Annotated in this window: 23 protein-coding genes and 1 tRNA gene; 10 read left to right on the forward strand and 14 right to left on the reverse strand. The window is 47.7% G+C overall.

Going from position 1 to position 24311, the window contains the following annotated elements; genetic code table 11:
* Nucleotides 1-128: 128 nt before the first annotated feature.
* The gene (gene rfbD / locus RTQ46_RS04020) at nucleotides 129-1001 is read left to right on the forward strand and encodes a dTDP-4-dehydrorhamnose reductase (RefSeq protein ID WP_312434782.1); all 873 of its coding nucleotides are present in this window, start codon (nucleotides 129-131) and stop codon (nucleotides 999-1001) included.
* Here the strand turns inward: rfbD (RTQ46_RS04020) and galE are convergent.
* From galE to RTQ46_RS04035, 3 genes are all read right to left on the reverse strand, one after another.
* The gene (gene galE, locus RTQ46_RS04025; RefSeq protein ID WP_312434749.1) at nucleotides 998-2017 is read right to left on the reverse strand and encodes a UDP-glucose 4-epimerase GalE; all 1020 of its coding nucleotides are present in this window, start codon (nucleotides 2015-2017) and stop codon (nucleotides 998-1000) included. The genes rfbD (RTQ46_RS04020) and galE overlap by 4 nt on opposite strands.
* Nucleotides 2018-2095: 78 nt before the next feature.
* Nucleotides 2096-2815, reverse strand: coding sequence for a tRNA (guanosine(46)-N7)-methyltransferase TrmB (trmB, locus tag RTQ46_RS04030; protein ID WP_409518295.1), 720 nt, complete (start codon nucleotides 2813-2815; stop codon nucleotides 2096-2098).
* Between the two features lie 52 nt (nucleotides 2816-2867).
* Nucleotides 2868-2941 (reverse strand) — tRNA-Gly (locus RTQ46_RS04035).
* A gap of 268 nt (nucleotides 2942-3209) precedes the next feature.
* On the opposite strand from RTQ46_RS04035, the gene RTQ46_RS04040 reads away from it, so the two are divergent.
* From RTQ46_RS04040 to RTQ46_RS04080, 9 genes are all read left to right on the forward strand, one after another.
* On the forward strand, nucleotides 3210-3470 hold the full coding sequence (locus RTQ46_RS04040) for a hypothetical protein (RefSeq protein ID WP_312434750.1): 261 nt from the start codon (nucleotides 3210-3212) through the stop codon (nucleotides 3468-3470).
* Nucleotides 3471-3795: 325 nt separating this feature from the next.
* On the forward strand, nucleotides 3796-4125 hold the full coding sequence (locus RTQ46_RS04045) for a diacylglycerol kinase (protein WP_312434751.1): 330 nt from the start codon (nucleotides 3796-3798) through the stop codon (nucleotides 4123-4125).
* A gap of 253 nt (nucleotides 4126-4378) precedes the next feature.
* Nucleotides 4379-5797, forward strand: a complete 1419-nt coding sequence (locus tag RTQ46_RS04050; RefSeq protein ID WP_312434753.1) for a mannose-1-phosphate guanylyltransferase/mannose-6-phosphate isomerase — start codon at nucleotides 4379-4381, stop codon at nucleotides 5795-5797.
* A gap of 78 nt (nucleotides 5798-5875) precedes the next feature.
* Nucleotides 5876-7339, forward strand: coding sequence for an undecaprenyl-phosphate galactose phosphotransferase WbaP (gene wbaP / locus RTQ46_RS04055; RefSeq protein ID WP_312434754.1), 1464 nt, complete (start codon nucleotides 5876-5878; stop codon nucleotides 7337-7339).
* 124 nt (nucleotides 7340-7463) lie between these two features.
* Nucleotides 7464-8543 carry a dTDP-glucose 4,6-dehydratase gene (rfbB, locus tag RTQ46_RS04060; protein ID WP_312434756.1) on the forward strand — a complete coding sequence of 360 codons (1080 nt, stop codon included), beginning with the start codon at nucleotides 7464-7466 and terminating at the stop codon, nucleotides 8541-8543.
* Complete coding sequence (gene rfbA / locus RTQ46_RS04065; RefSeq protein WP_312434757.1) at nucleotides 8543-9436, forward strand: glucose-1-phosphate thymidylyltransferase RfbA; 894 nt, start codon at nucleotides 8543-8545, stop codon at nucleotides 9434-9436. Before rfbB ends, rfbA begins: the two co-directional genes overlap by 1 nt.
* A gap of 23 nt (nucleotides 9437-9459) precedes the next feature.
* Nucleotides 9460-10005, forward strand: coding sequence for a dTDP-4-dehydrorhamnose 3,5-epimerase (gene rfbC, locus RTQ46_RS04070; RefSeq protein ID WP_312434758.1), 546 nt, complete (start codon nucleotides 9460-9462; stop codon nucleotides 10003-10005).
* 41 nt (nucleotides 10006-10046) lie between these two features.
* Nucleotides 10047-10919: a dTDP-4-dehydrorhamnose reductase gene (gene rfbD, locus RTQ46_RS04075; RefSeq protein ID WP_312434759.1), complete on the forward strand. Its 873-nt coding sequence runs from the start codon at nucleotides 10047-10049 to the stop codon at nucleotides 10917-10919.
* Between the two features lie 136 nt (nucleotides 10920-11055).
* Nucleotides 11056-12762 (forward strand): hypothetical protein, encoded by a 1707-nt coding sequence (locus tag RTQ46_RS04080; protein ID WP_312434760.1) that lies wholly within the window; start codon nucleotides 11056-11058, stop codon nucleotides 12760-12762.
* A 121-nt stretch (nucleotides 12763-12883) separates the two neighbouring features.
* Here the strand turns inward: RTQ46_RS04080 and RTQ46_RS04085 are convergent, their stop codons facing one another.
* From RTQ46_RS04085 to RTQ46_RS04135, 11 genes are all read right to left on the reverse strand, one after another.
* Entirely contained in the window at nucleotides 12884-13798 is a 915-nt protein-coding gene (locus RTQ46_RS04085; RefSeq protein WP_312434761.1) for a GDP-mannose 4,6-dehydratase, read from the reverse strand.
* Between the two features lie 2 nt (nucleotides 13799-13800).
* Nucleotides 13801-14835: a GDP-mannose 4,6-dehydratase gene (gene gmd, locus RTQ46_RS04090; RefSeq protein WP_312434762.1), complete on the reverse strand. Its 1035-nt coding sequence runs from the start codon at nucleotides 14833-14835 to the stop codon at nucleotides 13801-13803.
* A gap of 76 nt (nucleotides 14836-14911) precedes the next feature.
* Entirely contained in the window at nucleotides 14912-15844 is a 933-nt protein-coding gene (locus tag RTQ46_RS04095; RefSeq protein ID WP_312434763.1) for a glycosyltransferase, read from the reverse strand.
* A complete protein-coding gene (locus RTQ46_RS04100) occupies nucleotides 15844-17067 on the reverse strand; it encodes a hypothetical protein (protein ID WP_312434764.1) in 1224 nt (407 codons plus the stop codon). Before RTQ46_RS04100 ends, RTQ46_RS04095 begins: the two co-directional genes overlap by 1 nt.
* Nucleotides 17067-18257 carry a glycosyltransferase gene (locus RTQ46_RS04105; protein WP_312434765.1) on the reverse strand — a complete coding sequence of 397 codons (1191 nt, stop codon included), beginning with the start codon at nucleotides 18255-18257 and terminating at the stop codon, nucleotides 17067-17069. The genes RTQ46_RS04100 and RTQ46_RS04105 overlap by 1 nt, the downstream gene beginning before the upstream one ends.
* Before the next feature lie 104 nt (nucleotides 18258-18361).
* A complete protein-coding gene (locus RTQ46_RS04110; protein WP_312434766.1) occupies nucleotides 18362-19258 on the reverse strand; it encodes a glycosyltransferase family 2 protein in 897 nt (298 codons plus the stop codon).
* A 103-nt stretch (nucleotides 19259-19361) separates the two neighbouring features.
* Nucleotides 19362-20495 (reverse strand): NAD-dependent epimerase/dehydratase family protein, encoded by a 1134-nt coding sequence (locus RTQ46_RS04115; protein WP_312434767.1) that lies wholly within the window; start codon nucleotides 20493-20495, stop codon nucleotides 19362-19364.
* A complete protein-coding gene (locus RTQ46_RS04120) occupies nucleotides 20492-21124 on the reverse strand; it encodes an acyltransferase (protein WP_312434768.1) in 633 nt (210 codons plus the stop codon). The genes RTQ46_RS04115 and RTQ46_RS04120 overlap by 4 nt, the downstream gene beginning before the upstream one ends.
* Nucleotides 21125-21149: 25 nt before the next feature.
* Entirely contained in the window at nucleotides 21150-22139 is a 990-nt protein-coding gene (locus RTQ46_RS04125; protein ID WP_312434769.1) for a glycosyltransferase family 2 protein, read from the reverse strand.
* Nucleotides 22139-23422: a hypothetical protein gene (locus tag RTQ46_RS04130; RefSeq protein WP_312434770.1), complete on the reverse strand. Its 1284-nt coding sequence runs from the start codon at nucleotides 23420-23422 to the stop codon at nucleotides 22139-22141. The genes RTQ46_RS04125 and RTQ46_RS04130 overlap by 1 nt, the downstream gene beginning before the upstream one ends.
* Entirely contained in the window at nucleotides 23412-24281 is an 870-nt protein-coding gene (locus tag RTQ46_RS04135; protein WP_312434771.1) for an NAD(P)-dependent oxidoreductase, read from the reverse strand. The genes RTQ46_RS04130 and RTQ46_RS04135 overlap by 11 nt, the downstream gene beginning before the upstream one ends.
* Nucleotides 24282-24311 lie beyond the last annotated feature (30 nt).

Below are 24311 nucleotides of genomic sequence, written 5' to 3' on the forward strand. Positions count from 1 at the left end.
CACAGTGATGTGCAGCGGGATTTTTTATGCTGAAGCAGTACCGCTATGCACTCAGAACTGACAAGCGCTATTACTCGCTCTGGCCACCTTCAGGCATACTATCGACAACGAAATCAACAGGAATATTCATGAGGCGTATTTTAATCACTGGAAAAACTGGCCAGGTCGGCTACGAACTTGAGCGCAGCCTGCAGGGCCTGGGCGAAGTCATCGCAGTAGACCGCAGCCAGATGGATCTGAGCAATCTGCAGCAGGTGCGTGACGTCATTCGCAGTGTCAAGCCAACGCTGATCGTCAACCCTGCCGCCTATACCGCAGTCGATCAGGCGGAACGCGAGCCGGAACTGGCGCAGCGCATCAATGGCGAAGCCCCTGGCGTGATGGCGGAAGAAGCCAAAAAGCTGGACGCGACGCTGATCCACTACAGCACCGATTACGTATTCGACGGGAGTAAGGAAGGTGCTTATGTGGAAACGGATCCTACCTGCCCGGTGAATGTGTATGGCAGCAGCAAGCTGGCGGGTGAGCAAGCGATTCTGGCCTCGGGCGCCAAACATCTGATCCTGCGCACCAGCTGGGTCTACAGCACGCACGGAAAGAACTTTCTGCTGACCATGCGCCGCCTGGCCCAGGAGCGCGATGCGCTGAACATCGTGTCAGATCAGTTCGGCGCACCGACCTGGAGCCGCACGATTGCCGACACCACCGCGCATATCGTCGCGCAAAGCCTGGCAGCCGCCGACCAGCAAGCCTGGTGGGAACAGCACTCAGGGCTGTACCATCTGACGGCGCAAGGAAAAACCACCTGGTTTGGTTTTGCCGAAGCGATCATGGCGCATGCATCGGTGACGAAAAAGCCGCAACTGACGCCGATACTTGCCTCGCAATACCCGGTACCGGCACAGCGCCCTGTCAATTCGGTACTCTCGTCGCAGAAACTGATCGATACTTTCTGCGGCTTGCCGAACTGGCAGGATGCCTTGGAACTGTGCCAGAACTAGGCAGCATAGCCTTGCGGATTCTGGTGCTGCCAGCGCCAGTGATCCGCACACATGTCATCGATGTTCTTTTGCGCCTTCCAGCCCAGCAGTTCGCGCGCCTGATCGGCCGACGCATAGCAGCTGGCGATATCGCCGGGGCGGCGCGGCACGATCTGGTATGGCACCGGACGGCCGCTGGCCGCCTCGAACGCGCGCACGGTATCGAGCACGCTGTAGCCGTGGCCCGTGCCAAGGTTGACGGTAAAGCCGCCCTCAAGGGAAAACAGCCGGTTCAGCGCCGCCACATGCCCCAGCGCCAGGTCGACCACGTGGATGTAGTCGCGCACGCCGGTACCATCGGGCGTCGCGTAATCATCGCCGAAGACCGACAGCTTGTCGCGGCGGCCGACGGCCACTTGCGCGATGAATGGCATCAGGTTGTTCGGAATTCCGGACGGGTCTTCACCGATCAGGCCGCTGGCATGCGCGCCCACCGGGTTGAAGTAGCGCAGCACGCCGACCTGCCACTGCGTATCGGCATGCACCAGGTCGCCAAGGATCTCTTCGACCATCAACTTGGAGCGGCCATACGGATTGGTCACCGACAGGCGCGACGTTTCCAGGATAGGCAGCGCTTCCGGATCGCCATACACGGTAGCGGACGAGCTGAACACAAAGCGTTTCACGTTCGCCTCGGCCAGCACCTCGAGCAGCGCCACGGTGCCGCTGACATTGTTATCCATGTACATCAATGGCTTGGCCACCGATTCGCCCACGGCCTTGAGGCCCGCGAAATGGATCACCGCATCGATGGCGTGCTCTTGCAGCACGGCAGCCATGGCGGCACGGTCGCGCACGTCGGCTTCATAAAACGGCACGCTCTTGCCGGCAATGCGCTCGACGCGGCGCATCGCCTCGCGCGCGCTGTTGCACAGGTTATCCACGGCAACCACCTCAAACCCTGCCGCCAGCAACTCGACGCAGGTATGCGAACCGATGAAACCGGAGGCGCCGGTCACGAGAATCTTCTTGGCCATAATCTCATTCAATGCTAAAAAGTCAAGCTTAGCGCAATTGTGCAGGCTTGACCAGCGAGCCCGCTCCCGTGCACCGGTTTATTTCTTGATGAAGACCAGGTCCCACACGCCATGGCCAAGTTTGATGCCGCGGTTTTCAAACTTGGTCAGCGGACGGTAGGCCGGCTGCGGCGCGTAGCCTTCGGCGCTATTCTGCAGCTGCGGTTCGGCACTGAGTACTTCCAGCATCTGCACGGCATAGTCTTCCCAGTCGGTGGCGCAATGCAGATAGCCGCCCGGCGCCAGGCGCTCGGTCAGCTGCTGCACGAATGGCGACTGGATCAGGCGGCGCTTGTTATGGCGCGCCTTGTGCCATGGATCGGGAAAGAATACATGGATGCCGGCCAGCGAATTGGCGGGAATCATGTGCGTCAGCACTTCCACCGCATCGTGCTGCAACAGGCGCAGGTTCGTCAGCGACTCTTCGCCAATCAGCTTGAGCAAGCTGCCCACGCCCGGCGTATGCACTTCGACGCCGATAAAATCCTTGTCCGGCATGGCCTTGGCGATATGCGCGGTGGTCGCGCCCATGCCGAAGCCGATTTCCAGGATCACCGGCGCCTGGCGGCCGAATACCTGTTCAAAGTCCAGCGCGTCCTTGGCGAACGGCAGCAAAAACTGCGGTCCCAGCGTTTCAAGCGCGCGCGCCTGCGCCACCGACAGGCGGCCCGCGCGCGTGACGAAACTGCGGATGCGGTGTTCGGTCGGATCGTACATCATCGGCCGCGCCGGGCCGTTTGCTGGGGTATCAGAAGACATGGGAATGAAAGAAAAGTAGCTGCGCCACGCGACTGTCGCACGGCAGCGAAAATGGAGCGGGTGAAGGGAATCGAACCCTCGTCGTAAGCTTGGGAAGCTTCTGCTCTACCATTGAGCTACACCCGCGATGCCTGCATTTTACGCGGGATGGGGAGTAGTTGGCAAACCGCACTAGTGGCCAAGTGTTACAAATAAGCTCCGTCATATTTGTTAACTTGACACAACACTCTATAGAAAACGCTGGAAAATGCTTTAGTATTGGTGTGGATTGCCTCTGAAGTTTCCATCACCAAGCGTGCATGCAGACTAACACGCCGAATGTTGCTACAATCGCGTACCTTAGTTTCATAATTTATAGCGTTTTTCCCCTGTTAAACCAAAAAAGGATACTCCCATGAAAAAAATTCTGATCGCTTCGGCAATCCTGTTCGCTTCGACACAAGCGTTTGCTCAAACCACCGCTCCAGTTGGCGGCGCTCCAGTACCACCAGCAGCAGCTCCTGCAGCTGGCGCAACCGGCGCAGCTGCCGGCGGCACCGTTGCTGGCCTGAGCACCAGCGCCCTGATCGCTATCGGCGCAGCCGTTGCTGTTGTTGCCGGCGCAGCAAGCTCGGATTCGACCACCACCCACCACGCTGCTACGACCCACCGTTAATCGGTTGCTGCCAAGGCAGCGACATGCAGGCCCCGCAAGAGGTGAAATCTAGCCGATGGCGATGGGCCTGATGTAGCGAGAGTTCGACATCATCATGGTGACTTACTCTTCAAAGAGCCCCTTTCATAATGAAACGGGCTTTTTATTTTTCTGCACGCAGTAGCGTAGTAACTAGGCTGGTAGCATGCGCTTCCGAAAAATGCTGGAACAGCGCTACCCAGTACAGGCAATGTTCACTTTGCAATAAAAAATTCGTAGTCATGCACGCCATACATCTAGCTCAAGCGCGTTCTTCCCAATGAAGAATCAGCCATTTCACAAACGCATGGTTTTTGCCCTGCAAGGCATTCATGCAGCTGTTTGTCTGGAATCGAGCTTCCGCCTGCAGTGCCTTGCGGCGCTGACCGTGGTAGCGGTGCTCATCTACAGCAAGCCAACTTTCATATGGTGGGCATTGCTCCTGATGAACTGTGGCATGGTGCTGGCGGCGGAGCTGTTCAACACGGCGCTGGAACATCTGATTGACCATCTGCATCCGGCGCTACACCCCAGTATCAAAATTGCCAAGGACTGTGCGGCGGGCGCCGTACTGCTCCTCAGCATCAGTGCGGCAGGCGTGTTTGTTGCTTTTTTGGTCGAAACAATGTCAATCTGAGAAAAAATTACTTCTCAAATGACAATATAGCTAGTAGCCACGGGAATTTCTGGTATTCAACAGCGGCGAAGCAAATAATGCCACCAGAATTACCAGCGCTCTCCAGGATTTATTAAAGTTCTGGCCTTTAGAAATACTCAGGAATAAATCTTTCGGCACATCTTTTTTATAATTTTAGAAATATATTTTTTAAATAAATTGAAAACCCGAGCCTATCCGATAAAGTTGTTTTAAATTTTGAATTGATGCATAGATGAATCATTCCCTCGTTCCAGTCGTTCTTTGTGGTGGTTCTGGTACACGTCTTTGGCCACTTTCACGCGAAGCATTCCCCAAGCAATTTTTGCGTTTGTCTGGTGAAACCAGCATGTTGCAGCAAACGTTACAGCGCCTCAATGGTATTGGCAGCTTGGGGCCAGCTTTGCTGGTCTGCAATGAATCGTCGCGTTTTATCGTCGCCGAACAGCTGCGCGAAATCGGCATGGGCAATGCCCGCATGGTGCTCGAACCCATGCGCCGCAATACCGCCCCTGCCATCGCCACGGCCGCCTTGCAAGCCATGGAAGACGGCAATGACCCGATTTTGCTGGTACTGCCTTCAGACCATGTGATTCTGGATGCACCGGCATTCCACCAAGCGATCAGCCTGGCGCGCGAAGCAGCCGAGCAAGGCAAGTTGCTCACCTTCGGCATTACGCCAAGCAGTCCGGAGACGGGCTATGGCTATATCCGTGCCGAAGGCAAGGAAGCGGGGAAGGCGCAGCGCATTGTCGAGTTCGTTGAAAAGCCGGCCCTGGCCTTGGCCGAGCAATACATCGCAAGTGGTGATTATTTCTGGAACAGCGGCATGTTCCTCTTCCGCGCCAGCCGTTATCTGGAAGAACTTGAACGCTACCAGCCTGCCGTCGTGGCAGCCTGCCGCGAAGCGGTCGCCAAAGCGAAAACCGATCTCGACTTCATTCGCCTCGATCACGACGCCTACGCCGCCAGCCCTGACATCGCGGTCGACTATGCCGTCATGGAACGTACTGCGGATGCCGCGACCGTCACCCTTGATGCTGGCTGGAATGATATCGGCTCGTGGGCCGCCGTATTCGATGTCGCGAAAAAGGATGCCGATAACAATAGCGCCCATGGTGATGTATTGCTGCAAGATTGCGGCGATTGCCTGGTGCACAGCAACAACCGCCTGGTCACCGCCATCGGCATGCGCAATACCGTCATCGTGGAAACGGCCGATGCAGTGCTGGTCATGGATGCGTCGCAAGCACAGCATACCAAGACTCTGGTGGCGCAGCTCGTCAAGCAGGATCGCTCCGAAGCGACCATGCACCGTGAAGTGTTCCGTCCATGGGGCTCGTACGACTCGATTGGCAATGGCGAGCGCTTCCAGGTCAAGCGCATCACGGTCAAGCCGGGCGCCAAGCTGTCGCTGCAGATGCACCACCACCGCGCCGAGCATTGGATCGTCGTCTCGGGCACGGCCCAGATCACCAACGGCGACAAGGAATACCTGCTGACGGAGAACCAGTCGACCTATATTCCGCTAGGCGTAGTGCACTCGCTGGCCAACCCTGGCAAGGTACCGCTGGAACTGATTGAAATCCAGTCGGGCAGCTATCTGGGCGAAGACGACATCGTGCGCTTCGAAGATCGTTACGGCCGGGTTTGATCAAGCAATTTTGCAGGATAGGAAACCCCTTATCCCGCAACAACTCATATTGAAGTTTATAAGGTTCAGCAAGTCATCATGAAACCTATCGAAGAAATTTTTGTACAAGATGTCAAATGGTATTGCAGCGCAGTGGCGGAAAAATATTTCCTGACCATTGCTGACGCCCTCGCCATGTTCTGTGCGCTGTGGCTGGCAGGCATGCTGACACTTGATACAAGCGATTTGAATAGCTGGGGCCTTGACAGTTCCCGCCTGCTCAGCTTTTTCCTGCTGTCGCTGATCACGCTGGCCCTGTTCAAATTGAAGGGGCATCATGCCAAGCGCCGACCATACTCCAATGAAATCCGGGAAGTGCTGAAAATTGTTGTGACCATGGGCCTGATCGATGCCGCCCTGCTGTTCCTGGGCAAGCGCGAGTCCTCCCGCGAAGCACTGCTGGTAACCTGGCTGCTGGTGCCGTGTTTCGTGCTGCTGCTGCGTGGCCTGGTCAAGTATCTGTTGTTGAAGGCCGGCGGCTGGCTGCGCCCGATGGTCATCATCGGCTGGGGCGAAAACGCCTTGCAAACCGCACGCGCCTTTGATGAAGAGGCCCTGATGGGCTATCGCCTGATCGCTTTCCTGATCCCCGAAGGCCGGGAGCGCTTTGAAAACAACTATCTGAACCGCCGCAAGCAGTCCGTTCCCTGCATTTCACTGGGAACTGACCCGGAACAGACGCTGAAAATGCTCGGTGATCCGCATGCGGTGGTGGCGCTGGAACAGGGCGGCATCGATGCGTATCAGGGCATGATCCAGCAGGTTAGCCGCCGCGTTGCCAACATGCAGGTAGTGCCGGCCGTGCGTGGCTTGCCGCTGTACGGCATGGAAGTGAACCATTTCTTCACGCACGAAGTACTGCTGCTGACCATGCGCAACAACTTGGCGCGCCCCGGCCTGCAGCTGATCAAGCGCTGTTTCGATCTGACTACAGCGATTGCTGTACTTATCGTCGGTTCGCCGATCTTGCTGTGGATCGCCGCGAAAGTGCTGGCATCGGGCCGCCCCATCTTCTTCGGCCACCGGCGCGTGGGCCAGAACGGAAAACATTTCCTGTGCTACAAGTTCCGTACCATGGCAGTCAATGCCGACGTGCTGCTGAAGGAACTGCTCGAGCGTGATCCGCAAGCCCGTGCCGAATGGGACCGCGATTTCAAGCTAAAAAACGATCCGCGCATTACCTCGATCGGCCATTTCCTGCGCAAGACCAGTCTCGATGAACTGCCCCAGCTGTGGAACGTGCTGAAGGGCGAGATGAGCCTGGTCGGCCCGCGTCCGGTCGTCGACGCCGAGCTCGAACGCTACGGCAACCAGGTCGACTTCTACCTGGAAGCCAAACCCGGCGTGACGGGCCTGTGGCAAGTCAGTGGCCGGAACGATGTCAGTTATGATACGCGCGTTTATCTTGATGCCTGGTACGTCAAGAATTGGTCGCTGTTCAATGACATTGTCATTCTGCTCAAAACGGTCAAGGTCATTTTCAAGAAAGATGGCGCGTACTGACCGAACAGGTCGTTCCGGTCACGATCCAGAAATAGCTTTCCATAAACTTCTTGTATTCATGTTTTCCGGAATGTTGAAATGTGAATACATTATTAATATGCTCAAGTAAGAAAAGGATAACAGCATGATTTTAGTTACTGGCGGCGCCGGTTTTATCGGTTCCAACTTTGTTCGCGATTGGCTGGCACTCAACGATGAGCCCGTCATTACTCTTGACAAGCTGACCTACGCTGGCAATCTCAGCAACCTGGCCAGCCTGGAACACGATCCACGCCATATCTTCGTGCGCGGCGATATCGGCGACACGGCCTTGGTCTCGCGCCTGCTGGCGGAACACCAGCCGCGCGCGGTGGTGCACTTTGCAGCTGAAAGCCACGTCGACCGCTCGATCCACAGCCCGGGCGAATTCATTTCGACCAACGTCAACGGTACCTTCAGCCTGCTCGAAGCGTCACGCGCCTACTGGTCCGGCCTGACCGGCGAGGCAAAGGACGCTTTCCGTTTTCTGCACGTTTCGACCGACGAAGTGTATGGCACGCTGGGACCACAGGATCCGCCTTTCACCGAAACGACGCCCTATGCACCGAACAGCCCTTACTCGGCATCGAAAGCGGCCTCCGACCACCTGGTGCGCGCCTACTTCCACACATATGGCATGCCGACACTCACTACGAACTGCTCGAATAACTACGGCTCTTTCCATTTCCCGGAAAAACTGATTCCTCTGATTATCAGCAATGCCCGCGCGGGCAAGCCACTGCCAATCTACGGGGACGGCATGCAGGTGCGCGACTGGCTGTACGTGGGCGACCACTGCTCGGCAATTCGGCGCGTACTGGAAGCAGGCCGCCTGGGCGAGGTGTACAACGTAGGCGGCTGGAATGAGATGGCCAACCTGGAAGTCGTGCACACGCTGTGCGACATTCTCGACACGCTCGATCCGAGAGCATCTGGCAGCTATCGCGAACAGATCACCTATGTACAGGATCGTCCTGGCCACGACCGACGCTACGCCATCGATGCACGCAAGATCGAACGCGAACTGGGCTGGAAGCCTGCCGAAACGTTCCAGACCGGCATCCGCAAGACGGTGCAGTGGTACCTTGAGAACCAGGCCTGGGTACGCGACGTGCAATCGGGCGACTACCTGAAATGGGTGGAAACGAATTACGCGGCACGCGACGCGGCAAAGGATGTAGTCTGATGAGCACTCCTATCGAACGCAAGGGCATTATCCTGGCCGGCGGCTCCGGCACGCGCCTGTATCCGGTCACCATGGCCGTATCGAAGCAGTTGCTGCCGGTGTACGACAAGCCGATGATTTATTATCCGCTGACCACACTGATGTTGGCCGGCATGCGCGACATCCTGATTATTTCGACGCCGCAAGATACGCCACGCTTCCAAGAATTGCTAGGCGACGGCAGCCAGTGGGGCATCAATCTGACCTACGCCGTGCAGCCAACACCGGATGGCCTGGCCCAGGCCTTCATCATTGGCAAGGAATTTGTCGGCGATGCGCCATCGGCGCTGATCCTCGGCGACAATATTTATTATGGCCATGACTTCGAATCCCAACTGCGCGAAGCGTCAGCACGCACCAGCGGCTCAACCGTGTTTGCCTATCATGTACACGACCCAGAGCGTTATGGTGTGGTCGACTTCGACGAGCAGCGCCGTGCTGTCAGCATTGAGGAAAAACCGGCACAGCCCAAGTCGAACTATGCCGTCACCGGCCTGTATTTCTATGATAATCAAGTATGCGACATTGCCGCCGGCATCGCGCCGTCGCCACGCGGCGAACTGGAGATCACCGACGTCAACCGGATCTACTTGGAGCGCGGCGAGCTGAACGTTGAACTGATGGGCCGTGGCATGGCTTGGCTGGATACCGGCACACACGAGTCATTGCTGGAAGCGGGACAATTCATCGCCACCATTGAGAATCGCCAGGGCCTGAAAGTGGCGTGCCCGGAAGAAATCGCCTATCGTAAAGGCTATATCGATGCTGCCAAGCTGGAACAGCTGGCCCAGCCACTGAAGAAAAACGCTTATGGTCAATACCTGCTGCGTCTCCTTGAAGAAAAAATATACTAAGGCCTGAACGGCTTATTCCTACCATGCAAATTCAAACTACCGCCATTCCTGACGTCCTGATCATCGAGCCAACCGTATTCGGCGATGATCGCGGATTCTTTTACGAAAGTTTTAACCAGAAGCGTTTTGCCGAACTGACCGGCGTCACGCGCGACTTCGTGCAGGACAACCACTCCAAATCGGCCAAAGGCGTGTTGCGCGGCCTGCACTACCAGATCCAGCAGGCACAGGGCAAACTGGTGCGTGTGACCGCCGGTGAGGTCTTCGACGTCGCGGTCGACCTGCGCAAAAGCTCGCCAACATTCGGCCACTGGGTGGGTGTCACCTTGTCGGCTGCCAACAAACGCCAGCTGTGGGTGCCGGAAGGCTTTGCCCACGGCTTCGTGGTAACCAGCGACCACGCAGAATTCCTTTACAAGACGACCGATTACTGGGCACCGGAGTTCGAGCGCAGCATCCTGTGGAACGACCCGGCGATCGGCATCGAGTGGCCGCTGGAAGACGAACCGCTGCTGTCCGGCAAAGACAAGGTGGGCACGCTGCTGGCCAACGCCGACGTCTTCGCCTGACCGTTACCGAGCAATCTGCCCAACTGGAATATATTCACCTCATGAGCCGCATCTTAATCACAGGAAAAACCGGCCAGGTCGGCTACGAACTCGAACGCAGCCTGCAGGGTCTGGGGGAGATTATTGCGGTGGACCGCAGCCAGATGGACCTGGCTGATCTGGACCAGGTGCGCGACGTGATCCGCCGCGTCAAACCGACGCTGATCGTCAATCCGGCCGCCTACACGGCGGTCGACAGGGCCGAGAGCGAGCCCGAGCTGGCCATGCGCGTCAACGGTGAAGCGCCAGGCGTGATGGCCGAAGAAGCCAAAAAACTGGGCGCGGCGCTGATTCATTACAGCACCGACTATGTTTTCGACGGCAGCAAGGACGGCGCCTATGTCGAAACCGATCCGACCTGCCCGGTGAATGTGTACGGCAGCAGCAAGCTGGCCGGCGAACAGGCAATTGCCGCCGCCGGCATTCCGCATCTGATCCTGCGTACCAGCTGGGTCTACAGCACGCATGGCAAGAATTTCTTGCTGACCATGCGCCGCCTGGCGCAGGAGCGCGAAGAGTTGGGCATCGTATCGGACCAGTTCGGTGCGCCGACATGGAGCCGCACCATCGCCGACACCACCGCGCATATCGTGGCACAAAGCCTGGCGGCACCTGACCAGCAGGCATGGTGGCAGGAACGCGCCGGCCTGTACCATCTGACCGCGCAAGGTAAAACGACGTGGTTTGGATTTACTGAAGCGATCATGGCACACGCATCTGTCACCAAGAAGCCGCGCTTGAAAGCGATATTGGCGCAGGACTATCCAGTGCCAGCGAAACGGCCAGTCAATTCGGTACTGTCTTCGCAACGCATGATGGAGACTTTTTGCGGCTTGCCGCAGTGGCAAGATGCATTGAAGCTCTGTCAGGATTAAATTTTTCCATCATTGAGAAGCCGTAGAATTCATTGAGTTCTGCGGCTTTTTTTTTTGGCATGTTGACCTGATGGCTCAGCACTTTCCAGCCGTGTGTGGAGCCGATCACACCCGCCGTTGCCGTACAATAGGCCGTATGAATGATCACCCCTCCCCAGCCCGTCGCCGCCTGTTTACTGTGGCACTATCCGCTTGTGCTAGCGCCCCGGCATTGACAGCAATGTCCGGAGCTGATGCTCAAGCTGCAGCGTCTGTGGCCGCTGCAGCCGATCAACAAAAAGCGCGTGCTGCAAGTGAAGTCCTGTTCAATGACCTGAGACGCTCTGCCGGCTCAACCCTGATTGGTTTCAGTCAAGTGGGCCCCGGTGCCGTCGTCACCAGCGTCAACGCTCAATTGAGCAAGACCATTCATTCGTCGGATTACGCGACTATCCAGCAAGCTCACGACGCAGTTGTCGCGGCCGGTGGCGGCACATTGTGGGTAGTGGGACACAACGTTATCAACCAGCCCTTTCGCTGGGACTATAACAAAGTGTTCATCTCAGGACATCAGGGAAGAGGCAGTACGCTGGACTTCAGTAAAATGACGGCAGCGGCTGGTGAGGATACGTTTGCTTTCATCTTGTCAAATCCTGCAGCGACCAAAGGTCGTAAAACCATCCAGCATGTCACGATCATCGGCCCGGCAGCGAAGGCAGGCGTATCCTGTTTTTCGCTTGATAGCAATGTTGGTAATGCGATTACCAATATTAATTTTATTGGCGTGACTTTCATAGACTTCAAAACACAGCTATATTTTGGTAGCCACTGTTCGAACATCTACTTCAATATGTGTCAATTCACCAATTCGGACGGTGCAAATTTCAGAACAACGACAGTCATCCATACGCCATTGAAGGGAATAACAAACTCGGGTGAAAACTGGAGCTTCGCTCAATGTCAGTTCAATAATGTTGACAAGATCATCGAAAACAATAGTGGTATCAGTGGTGGCTGGTCTTTCACCCAATGCGCGCTGGTATATTTCAATGCCTTGTTCGATCTGCAGGCCCCCTGTAAAGTAACTGTCGATAGCGGTTCGCACATTGAGTCGGATAGCTATTCAAAGCACTGGATCTCCACCAATGGCAACGGCTGCCTTGTACGTATCAGCCATAGCGAATTCTGGTTTGCTGGAAAAATTAGCAAGGAGATTTTTCGTTCCAATACAAATACGGTGTTTGGCGGCATTTTCATCAGTGATTGCGATTATCATGCTGATAAAATCCAGATTCAATGCTGGGTGGACCAAACGGTCCTTGGCCCAGTTGTAGTACATAACTGGCGGTGCCAGGATGGCATAGCGCGCATACCATTCGGTAAAAATCCAGGCGTGCAACAGGAAGCGTGGTTGGCATCCCATCCCAATTTCGCAGCCACGCTATTGGCCCAGCCGGGTGATACCTCAAAGACCAGTACTGTCGGCCATGCCCAGCGAAACGCGGTCACATGCATCGAAACCACGCAAGCAGGCCAAGAGATCCGACGTACCAAGCGCTATCCAATCAGGCCTGGCCAAAATATAGAAGGATGCGTATGGATCCGATCCGCCGGTTTCTCAGCTGATACAAGCACTTTCGGTATCTATCTGACTATTTATGACGCACATGGCTTGGAAATCTGTAGTGGTCACCCCTACACCAATAAAGGTGATAGCGAGAAATATACTTGCGTGTCGCTAAACTGGTATCCACTTGCACCAGCCGGTGCCGCATTTTACGAGTTCCGGCTTTTTGCCAATGCCAGCGTGCGTAACACCAGGCGCAGTATCTTCATCTCCGATCTGGTACTGAATACTTATTGACCGCAATATCAGAACTACAAGCATTACTGAACGAATGACGGCTGCATGGTCGCCATCTAGCATGCTCAACAAGTACTTTCGTCAAACATAAAAAAACCCGGCATGCCGGGTTTAAATTAAATCACAGGGGTGACGGATCGCTCAACATCCAGGCCAATGTGTCCTGCAAAGAAATATCCTGGGCCTGTCCGACAGCTCTTATCAACTTCGCACGATCACCAAGCAAGATTTTAACTTCATTGTCACGCACAAAAGCTGGATTGACGCGTACTTCGAACGTGTCGCCAGCCAGACTGCGGACCAAAGCCAATACTTCGTCAAGCGTGTAGGCCCTGCCAGAGCAAACATTGTAGATTTCGCCACGAGCGGCCGGGAGTTCCAGCAGGCGGCGATAATATTGCACTACCATACGAACATCTGAAAAATCACGTGCGACGTGCAAGTTACCCAGCTCAATTACCGGTGCGCCACGCCGGACATGATTAATTATCTTCGGTAATAAAAAGCTTTCTGCCTGCCCACGTCCGGTGTAATTGAATGGCCGCACTATGGTCAACGGCAGGCGCTGCCGATACAAGTTCGCCATGTATTCCATACTCAACTTGCTGACTGCGTAATCGTTGGCAGGCGCCACTGGCGTCGCTTCAGATAAAACGCCACCGGTCGAATTGCCATAAACGTTAGCACTGCTGGCGAGCAGCACTGCACTTACCGGACTGGCGGCATGAACCAGTGCCTCTAGTAAATTGCGAGAACCAAGCAGATTAGTATGGTAAATGGCATCGACATCCCCATGGCCCACAAAAGCAATCGCCGCCAAATGTGCAACTATATCGGGGCGCACCAAGTCTATCACCTTGGCCAGCCCATCGGCATCGGCCAAATCGCAGGCATGCACCGCTATAACCCCTGGAATCGGATCGGCTTGCTGGATATGCGCCAAACCGAACACTTCATATCCGGCAGCAGCCATTTCTTCCGCAAGAAATCGACCGGTAAATCCTTGCACGCCGGTAATCAGAATCCGTTTTGCCATAATCAGAACGAAAAACCAGCCTGGTTACGACGAATATCGGCCTCTACCATCATCTGGCACAACTGCTCCAATGTAGTTTTAGGCTCCCAACCCAGTTCCTTGCGTGCTTTCTCAGGATTACCGATCAGTAATTCAACTTCGGCAGGACGATAGAACTTAGGATTGACGCGTACAAGTGTCTTGCCGCTCTTGCTGTCAACTGCTATTTCGTTTTCGGCTTCGCCACTCCAGACCAGATCGAAACCGGCAGCCTTGCCGGCCATCGTAACGAAATCACGTACTGTTTCTGTACGGTTCGTGGCGAGTACATAAGTATCAGGCTTATCAGCCTGCAGCATACGCCACATGCCTTCCACGTATTCTTTGGCAAATCCCCAATCCCGTTTGGCGTCCATGTTTCCGAGTTCTAATACGTCGAGCAGTCCCAAGCTGATCTTTGCGATGCTGTCGGTGATTTTTCGAGTGACGAATTCACGACCGCGCAACGGCGATTCATGATTGAACAAAATGCCACTAGCACCAAAAATATTATAGGACTCACGATAATTAATTGTCATCCAATGCGCGTACAATTTTGCTACTCCGTACGGGCTCCGTGGATAAAAGGGTGTATCTTCAATTTGTGGAATAGCCTGGACTTTACCAAACATTTCCGATGTACTTGCTTGATAAAAACGAATTTTCGGATTGACAATGCGAATAGCTTCCAGCAAATTGACCGGACCAAGGCCAGTGATCTCTGCAGTGGTCACCGGTTGGTCAAAAGAAACGCCAACGAAGCTCTGCGCTGCCAAATTATAGACTTCGATTGCACCGGTAGTCTGTAGTAACCGAATGCTGGCACTCAAATCTGTAAGATCGTATTCCACTAATTCTAGATTTTCGTGCTTGGCAATGCCTAATTCTTCGATACGCCAAAAGTTAACAGAACTTGTACGGCGATAAGTGCCAAAAACTTTGTATCCCTTTTCCAACAATAACTCGGCTAAATAGGCACCATCTTGTCCAGTAATACCCGTAATAATTGCAATTTTCATACCATATTCCGAAAATAATTAAATAAACTAAATATTGATAAAGTAATTATCAACTTGTGTTTTAAATACTATAATTTTATAGCCAAAACCTTTTGTGCATGCTTAATTTGTATTTTAATGAGGCCGGCATTTTTTTTTCAAACATTCCCAATTTGTAAGCTGCGTATTTAACAAGGGTTCTTACCATAGCTGATGGTATCAACCAAGGAGACGTTTTAAACAAATATTTCATTTCTGAAATAACAAATTTTTTCCCCTCACCTTCAGCGCTACCAAATTCTAAACGTAACCAAGGTTCACGAGAATGAAATACACCGATATCGAAATATCGTTTGAAATCTTCAACTATCGAATAATCATGCGAATGGTAAACTTTCGCATTTGCCCTGTAAGAAATCTTCCACCCGGCTAATATCATTTTCGACGCAACATATGCATCTTCTCCAAAAATATTATTCTCTGGAAATCCACCAACCGCCATTAGTGCAGTCTTCCGATAAGCTGAGAATGAATTTGACAAAAATGCTACCTTTAAACCGAGCCGAGCTATGTCATTGGATGAGCGAATATCCGACTTGTCGGAATAATTATATAGTCGTGCATGCGCTCCTATTGGTTTTGCATCGATATGCGGCAGTTGACGTCCATAGGCAGCCCCAACAGTAACATCATCAAAAGCTGCGATGAGATTACTCAATGCATCTGCATCTGCCAGCAAAGCATCCTGAGTCAGATATACAATGATATCAGCACTTGTAAAGTGATTAGCCGCAAGTTGACGGGTTGTGCCATGGTTAAATTCTTGGCGTTGTATGGTCAAGACATCATAACCTAATTTTTTAGCAAGAGCAGGTGTTTGATCTATTGACGAAGAATCAACAACCAATACATAATCGGCTGTATACGACTGCGAGGCAAGTGCAGTCAACCAAGTATTCCAATTGTCACCGGCGTTTAATGTTGGTACAACGACTGCGACGATACTATTTTTTGTCAAGGTTGTATCCATTAAATATTTTCTTGATATTTTACATTGTCAAAGCTATCTGAATTTGAACCTGCGTCTTTGGATGGCCGAGAAATCAACATAAGCCATTTTTTATCTTGAATGAATATAGATAAGGTATAAACACACCAATAGACAGGCCAAAATAAAACATTAGAGTTAAAACATAATAAATTGAATGAACTCATATAAATCAGCGAGGTCTTAGATTTTCTCAACAGTAACCACTGGAAGAAAATGAAAGCTAAAAAACCTACAACGCCAAAATGTAAAAGAATATATGCCAAAAAACTTTTAGGATCCACATCAACTTTTTCAGAAATTACTACATCGCCAAATCGCGAAAGATAGTTATTCTGTCCAATTGCTTCAACGTATGAAGTAACCCCGAAGGCCGTTGCACCAAGGTTGGTTGTTATATTTTCAGCGATTACTTTATATGGTAGGGCACGCGCTAGCACTGACACGTCAAAATCGCCAGCTTCTAGGTCGATAAATACAAATAACAAAATAGGCAGCAAGAATGAGAAAAGATAAACAAATCCCAACATCGCGGTATTTGTGTATTTTCTTATGGCCATTAAAACAAAAAAAACAATCAGAAAAACATAAGTGTTGCGGGAACCAGTAGCAAACAAACCAAGAGTAATGGCGAATACCCAAGAAGATTGAAAATTAAAACTTTTCGCACAAAGCAATGCAAAACCAAGAAAAATTGCCAAATAAGCTGGTTCATAAGCAAAAGACTGAACACGCACAAGACCATCTCGAACAATACTCATGTGCCAAGCATTCTCATTCCATAAAGTGACTGGCAGATTTACACCGGCACTTACAGGAGAGATTCCGGAAAGAACGATCAGATATTGATAAAAACCGTATATCAACATTAATCCTGTTGATATAAAATACCATCGCACAAAAATTTTCGCCTCATACTTGAAAATAAAATATATTGAAATCAGCATCATGCCAGTAGCGATCAACTTGGCAGCGTCAACAATACCATCTGACTCAAAAAACAAGACATATTTGAAAACTGAAATCAACAGCAAAGAAATAATTGGCGCCAGGTAAAAAAAGTTTGGAATTGATTTATACTTATATGCAACGCAATAAACAAAGTAAAGATTTAAAAATATAGTCAATAATGGAATAAAAATCATTCCGACATTGAAAGTATTCAATATCATTAACGGTAAAAAAAAAGCTATCAGCTTAATCATTATGGAAATATTTCTGAGTGTGCCAATGCGGCATCATTCATTAAATGCCGATAGGCCAGTGAAACCGACGCAGACATATTTTTAAATATGGATATATCGTTCATCATCATATCTAGCTGATTATAAATTGCAGATCTTTCTTGTGTGTCAATGTTCATTACAACATTTTCCAGGCCGGACCCATCACAAGCATTGTTATTTGCCAAAATAGGCAGACCTGCGGCAGCACCTTCAAGTGTTTTCAATTTTACGCCTGCAGGATTCATTGAGAACGAGCAAAATACTTTTGCGCACTCAATCAATTTCTCCTTTTCTGCATGTGGAATATTGAAAATAACCTCAACATTATCCAAATCAAAGTTAGAGAAGGGATTAAGGTCAGACTTATTTTTCCCAGCAATAATTAGCCTTGCCTTGGGATTTTCAATCAACCAATCTTTCACATAATCGTATAATTTCTCTACTGCTGATACATTGTCTGCCAATTCGAGATTACCAATAAATAAAAGCAGATTCTGCCGAGTAGCGAAATTTATCTTCTTTTCTGTCGGAGCGAGAAATACGGGCAAAACGGCATTCTTTTTTGAAGAAGGTCCGTAGAACTTCATGTCACGCTCTGAAATGAACAACAGTCCATCAACCAAATCATTGTGCGATAAATTTTTCTCAAATGTCTTAAACTTTAATGATTCATTTGTAAAAAATAACTTTTTAAGAAGATGTGGCTCTGCCCCAGCCATATGCTCATAATATTCCCACTCGCAATTTTGCATGCGTAAGTAAACTTTATTAAAAACCGTATTCAGATACTTTTGCATATCTGAAAAAGCGAGCATGGTTTTAGTATTCTCTATTAGCGCATATTCATACTGTGAGAACAATTTTTTCTTAAGTCGATGCAAGTCCGGTACGCCCAGCGACCTAATTGCCATTGCAACCGGATAAAAAAACATTTTCAAGGATAAATGTGGACGATATTTAATAGCCACATGTACATCTACCATGTCGATATGCACAGAACTCTCGAATTCCTTCAGACGCATTTCATCACGGTACAGGCTGACCAGATGGATTGAAAATCCCATGCTCTTCAAGTAAACGATACGCTTCCACATATCAAGCGCTCCGCCATAATTATCTGGAAATGGAACATCCGGACAGACAACCAGTATAGTTTTATTATTTTTCATACATTTTCACATTTTATTACCAATTAATATATATGACTAAAATATCTTTTACTGGTAACTTTTTATATCGATATACTTATTCGACATCATTACAACAAGAGAAATTACTTATCAATCGGCATTTTCAATCCAGCCAACATGGCTTTTTTAAAGTTTAAACCTTTATTCGTTTTTGAATATTTTATATATTTTATAAATCGAGTTGTTAAAGTGTATGTCAAAGAAATAATTTTAAAAATTGGAGAATAATTCTTCCTAATAAAATATAGTCTATTTCTGTTACTATAGAATATACTAAATGGGGAATCATCACCACCAGTACTACTACTAACCTTATGGAAAATTTTTCCTTCTGCCCAATATAGTAATTTATAGCCAGCCTCATTTGCCCTCCAAATGAAATCGACATCATCATAATAAACGAAATATTTTTCGTCCATCATACCTATTTTTTCGAATACTTTCCGGTGCACTAACATAAAACAAGTCGGCGCATATTCTGTGTAGTCAGTAATACTGTTTTCAGGTAAGTCTTTCTGCATTTCACCAAAATGTCGCACTGTACCGCGTAACTTACTGATTTCACCGCCTGCGCACCAAATCAATCCATTGTCATGAAAATACATTTTCGGAGTAATCAACATTTCGTTGTTACGCTCCGCAATAGACATCATATTTTGAAAAAGACTGGCATCATTAAATTCAATATCGTTATTCAGAATAAGAATATATTCGCAGCCCGCTTCTATTCCGAGTTTGATACCCTGGTTGTTAGCTGCTGCCACTCCGATATTATCAACATTTTTTATCAGAGTTACATTATTCAACGAATATTTTTCAATTTCCGCTTGCGCCGCCTTGTATGAAAAATTGTCCAAGCTGTTATCAATTATGTATAGCCAGTAGTCGTCCAAAGTTTGCAGGGACAAACTTTGGAAAAACCCTGGCAGTACATCAGTACTATTAAACAGTACTGTAACCAAGCCTATTCTTTTTTTCATGAGCCTTAACCTCTAATTATTAAACTACCACACGCAGAATAAATTATATTGACCTACTGCCGCACAAGTCGGCAGCTTCAAAAACTGGCCATGTACCGCATGCTTATTTGTATAATCCACGCTTTTTCATCTCAGCAATACTTTCTTCATAGCTATCTTTTTGTACTTCTTGCTGTTCAACCCACGCGGTAAAAAACTTTATACCTTCTTCAAAAGTCACTTTAGGGCTAAAATCCAACAACCGCTTTGCTTTGCCTATATCGGCATAATTATGACGGATATCGCCCAAACGATATGCACCAGTAATCTTGATATCAACATCCTTGCCATACCGCTGCACTAGGGTATGCGCCACCGTTAATACATCTGTTGCCGCACCAGCACCAATACCGAACACTTCATTATTCGCTTCATCTTTGAGCAAGGCTGCCGTCGTTGCTTCCACGATATCGCTAATGAATACAAAATCCCGACTTTCCTTGCCATCTTCAAAAATACTCAATCCATTACCATTCTTGATTCGAGTAGAGAAAATGGACAAAATACCAGTATAGGGATTGCTCAACGACTGACCGGGGCCATATACATTTTGATAACGGAGCGCGGTCGCGCCGATACCTAACGAGGCGCATACAGTCATCACCATTTGCTCTTGGTTTTGCTTTGTAATGCCATAAACTGATGATGGGTGAATTTTGGAATCTTCATCAGTAGGCAGCAAAACCAGCGGTTCACCAGTCTGAGGACACAATGGCTCGAAACGTCCAGCTTGCATATCTTCATCTTTACGTGCACTTGGATATACGATACCCAATGCATGCGAAAGATATTTACCCTCACCATAAATTGAGCGCGAAGAAGCAACTACAACCTTTTTGACCTGATATTTGCCGTTTGCAAGTAAGTCAAGCATTAAGGCGGTGCCACCAATATTCACGTCAACATAACGTTTGATCTCGTACATGGACTGCCCGGTACCGGTCTCAGCTGCCAAATGGATGATCGCATCCTGACCAGGCAAAACAGATTTCCATGCAGCAGCATCTGTCACAGAACCCAATACAAAATTTACCTTGCCTTTGATACTTAAATATAAAGGTGAACTTATCTCTGGTTGTGCACCGTGTATTTGTGGGGAGAGATTGTCCAGAATAGTTACGTTATGCCCCAAGCTAATCAAATTTAACGCCAAATTAGAACCGATAAAACCCGCACCACCCGTTATTAAAACATTCATGATATTCTCTTCCACTCATTTGATTCAAAATCATACTTTTTAAGTATTTTCATCGGATTTCCGCCAACTACGCAGTAGCTTGGGACGTCAATATTTACTATCGTATGTGCGCCAATTACTGAATTTTTTCCAACTTTCACATTTGGTAAAATTATAGAACCAAAACCAATGAAAACCCCATCCTCGATTTCAATATAATTTCCTTTACATTGAATCCTGCTTCCAATCTTTACCGTACTGTAGACATCATCGTGAGGGTGCTTTACATCGACGATAGCAACGTTGCCAGTGATAGAAACATTATTTCCAATTCTGATTTTTCCACCACACACGATATGAACATTTTGTTCGATATTTACGTTATCACCAATTGTTAAATTTCCAAAAAACGAATCGCTATCTTGGATTACTTCCAGCCTTGAGCCAGCACGTATCAGCGTATTTTTACCAATTGCAATATAATCTGGATTTCCAAAATATAAAGGATTAAATATTATTGATTTTTCTCCGATATTTTTAAAAAAAAATTTATAATAAAACTTTGTTTTTAACATGGCAAAAACAAATTTAAACTTATTTAATTTTTCGTAATTTGACATTTTCCAAAATTTGGCTAGCTTAATTTTCATTTTTGCTTTTTTAATGTTAAAATTTTTATTTTAATGCACGTCTAACATAAAAATAAATAGGCAACAAAGCCGAAAACTTATTAATCATAAAAAGTTTAATTTTAAAAGAATTTGCGTTAGTTGCCAAATCAACTAAATACGAATTTTTATCAAATAGATTATTTTTGCATTTCAAATACTCATCTTTATCTATACAGGCCATATTTAACAGGCATCCTTGAATAGCCTTTACAGCATTTATATTGTTAAGAAAAATTCTTAGTTGATTTGAGGAAATTTTTTCTTTTGCGAAATTATAAGTACTGAAAATAAAATCCAGATTTCCAAGCCGCAAAGGCGCTGAACTCGATATTGTCTTAACTAAGTTTCCTGGATGGAATCTATAAACAGAGTTTTCACCTTTAATTACCGCGACATTCCCTAGGAGAGCTGTCTTCAAATACAGCTCGGAATCGCAGGATAAGTTGTCAGGATTGGAGAAAGCATCTAATTGAATTGCGATCTTTTTATTAAATACCATATTGCAAAGAGTAGCATCTTGAGGTTTTATAGTTCCTCGAGACATAAAAACATCAACGCCGGATACAACTCCGTCAAAAGGAAGAGATAGAAAAGTTGTCTTTTTCGTTGTCTCGTCTAATATCAAACCCTCGCCATATACAAGGACTACATTTTCCCCCGAATTGATATAATCAATCACATTTTCAAGATAATTATCATTTATAAAATAATCGTCGTCGGACAAAATAATAAACCATTCTGCGTTTGTCCGCTTATATACCGCTTCTCGCCAATTTTTAACCATTCCTACATTTACGCTATTCTTGAAATACTTTACACGTGAGTCACTTAGATATTTTTTAACGACGTCTTCAGTATTGTCTTGTGAGCAATTATCTGAAATAATTACTTCAAAAGCAGCATTTTTTTGCGATAAAACACTTGAAATAGTTTGATCAAGGTATGAAGCACGATTATAAGTAGGAATGATTACGCTTATTTTTGGGAAAGACATTATTTAAATTTTATAAAATGTTTACTTACTAAAATCCAGGAAAGAAAAGCGTAAAAAATAAAGCTGATAAACTGGCTCAACAGACCGGTAATTGATATCCACAATACTGATGCATCTAATGGCATGGCTTTAACAGAAAAATAGAAAACGAAAATAAATATTCCATTGACTAACCACAAAATCATGCTTCTTCTTGCGATTACAACAATCCCGGCAAAAATAGTCTCTATAGAAATAATTCCTTGCCAAGCTGACAAAGCAAGAAATACAGTTTTGATTTTTTCTGTACTGGAGGCATCACCGTCCTTAGCCAAAAGAGAAAAAAGCCAAGGCAAGAAAACCCAAACACAGATAACGCCTGCGACATATAGAGGTAATGTATTTTTTAGATAAACTTTTATATTTTCGTAAAATATGCTTGCATTACGTTCAGACCATGCTTTTGCTTGTCGAACATGGTAGATGTTAGCTTGTGGACCTATTGCAACCCCGGCAAGTCCGTCAGAAAATTTCTTTGCGTATTGAAAAATAGAAATGACCCCAGGGGCCTGATGAGAAAGAGCATTATTCAATATCAATCCAACAAAAAAATTATGGAAAGAATGTCCTATGCGCATAGTAAAACTATTTTTTACAAATGAACCAAAAAATTGTACGCTTATATTTTTTGGAATGTTTGCCCATTTAATCAAAATTAATGGACAAGACAATATCTGTATCAAGACTGCAGCACAGCTCCATTTAGCAAGTTCTACAACATCCTGTTTTTTTAAAAAAATAAATATAGTCAAGACTATCATTTGCCATATTGGCAGGATCAGTGATAAACAATATGAAGCACCATAATATTGATGAACATTTAAAGTACATCTTGTTACATGAACCAGTGGAGCTATTGCCACTTGAGTAAGCAAGATCAAAAAAGCAGCAATTGCAATTTTTTTTGACTCTATTGGTAATCCTCCGGCAAAGCTGTTAATTATTATATCAACAATGCCATAGCAAATTAGACTAAATAATATTCCACTCGCAAGCGCCCACAAACCTGCTGCACCTAAAAACTGCGATGCCGCTTTTTCATCTTTCAAATAAATTTCGGTATAAAAAACTTGAAATTGCTCAATTCCTATTAAAACCAGCAAACTTAATATTGCTATTATTGCAACACTTAGCAGCCAAATGTCAGAATTTATATTCGCACCAAAAAGCTTCCACACTAGCATGGAATTGGCTAAGCCAACTCCAGCTCCGATAACCGCAAGCACATTATATTTAATGAGCATTGTTAACTTCGTTATTTAACTCAGGAATTAGCTTCATTATTTCATTAACTCTATATGGAATTGCACCACGCAAAATTTTTCCCTTTGCATTCCAATGATTCCACCAATGAGATGAAAATTCAAATAAAGTTTGAGGGTTACCACTGGAAATATTTTTTAAATTTGGAATGCCTGCATCTACATTTGAAAAATCAAGACCTTTTACAAATTCCGAGGCAACGTCTTTAACGTCAATAAAATCACGTAATTGTTCACCCAATGTCATCGGAAAATCCGATCCATTCAGTGCAGCTATTTTCAACGATGGCCAAAGCCTACTAGCTTGTTCACCTTCGCCATATACTTGAAAAATACGAAACAAACTTAATTGAATTTTGTGCTGCGCAGCAAATCCTAAAAAAGCTACAGACGCTGCAGCTTTTGAAGTAGGATACGATAACATCGGCTCAAGTGGGGCAGTAACCGGTATAGCATCATAACGCTCTGCCGATCGGCCATATTCAAAACACGAACCAGCAATCAAGAAACGAGTAATGCCGACACTTTTTGCCTGCTCGGCTAGCTGGATACTTGCTTGGACATTCCAATATAAGCAGTTAGGCAACGTATCATACGGCGGATTCGGTGTATGTGATGCAAGATGTACCAATACTTGGCAGTCTTTCATTTCTTCAGTATAGTCCCCATCTAATGGCCCATCAATCCATTGCGGTTCTTTTTCTAGTGTAATCCTAGGCTGACTAGATGCACGACGAAGAGCTACGATATTATGCCCTGCCTGATGGGCGGCATTAATAAAGTGTGATCCAATGAATCCAGTGCCGCCAGTTAAAAAAATTTTCATATTTTTTTGAAGCATGATTTATCAAATTCAGAAAATACGGGATGT

It is taken from the genome of Janthinobacterium sp., assembly GCF_031995485.1.
Taxonomy (GTDB): Bacteria; Pseudomonadota; Gammaproteobacteria; order Burkholderiales; family Burkholderiaceae_D; genus Janthinobacterium.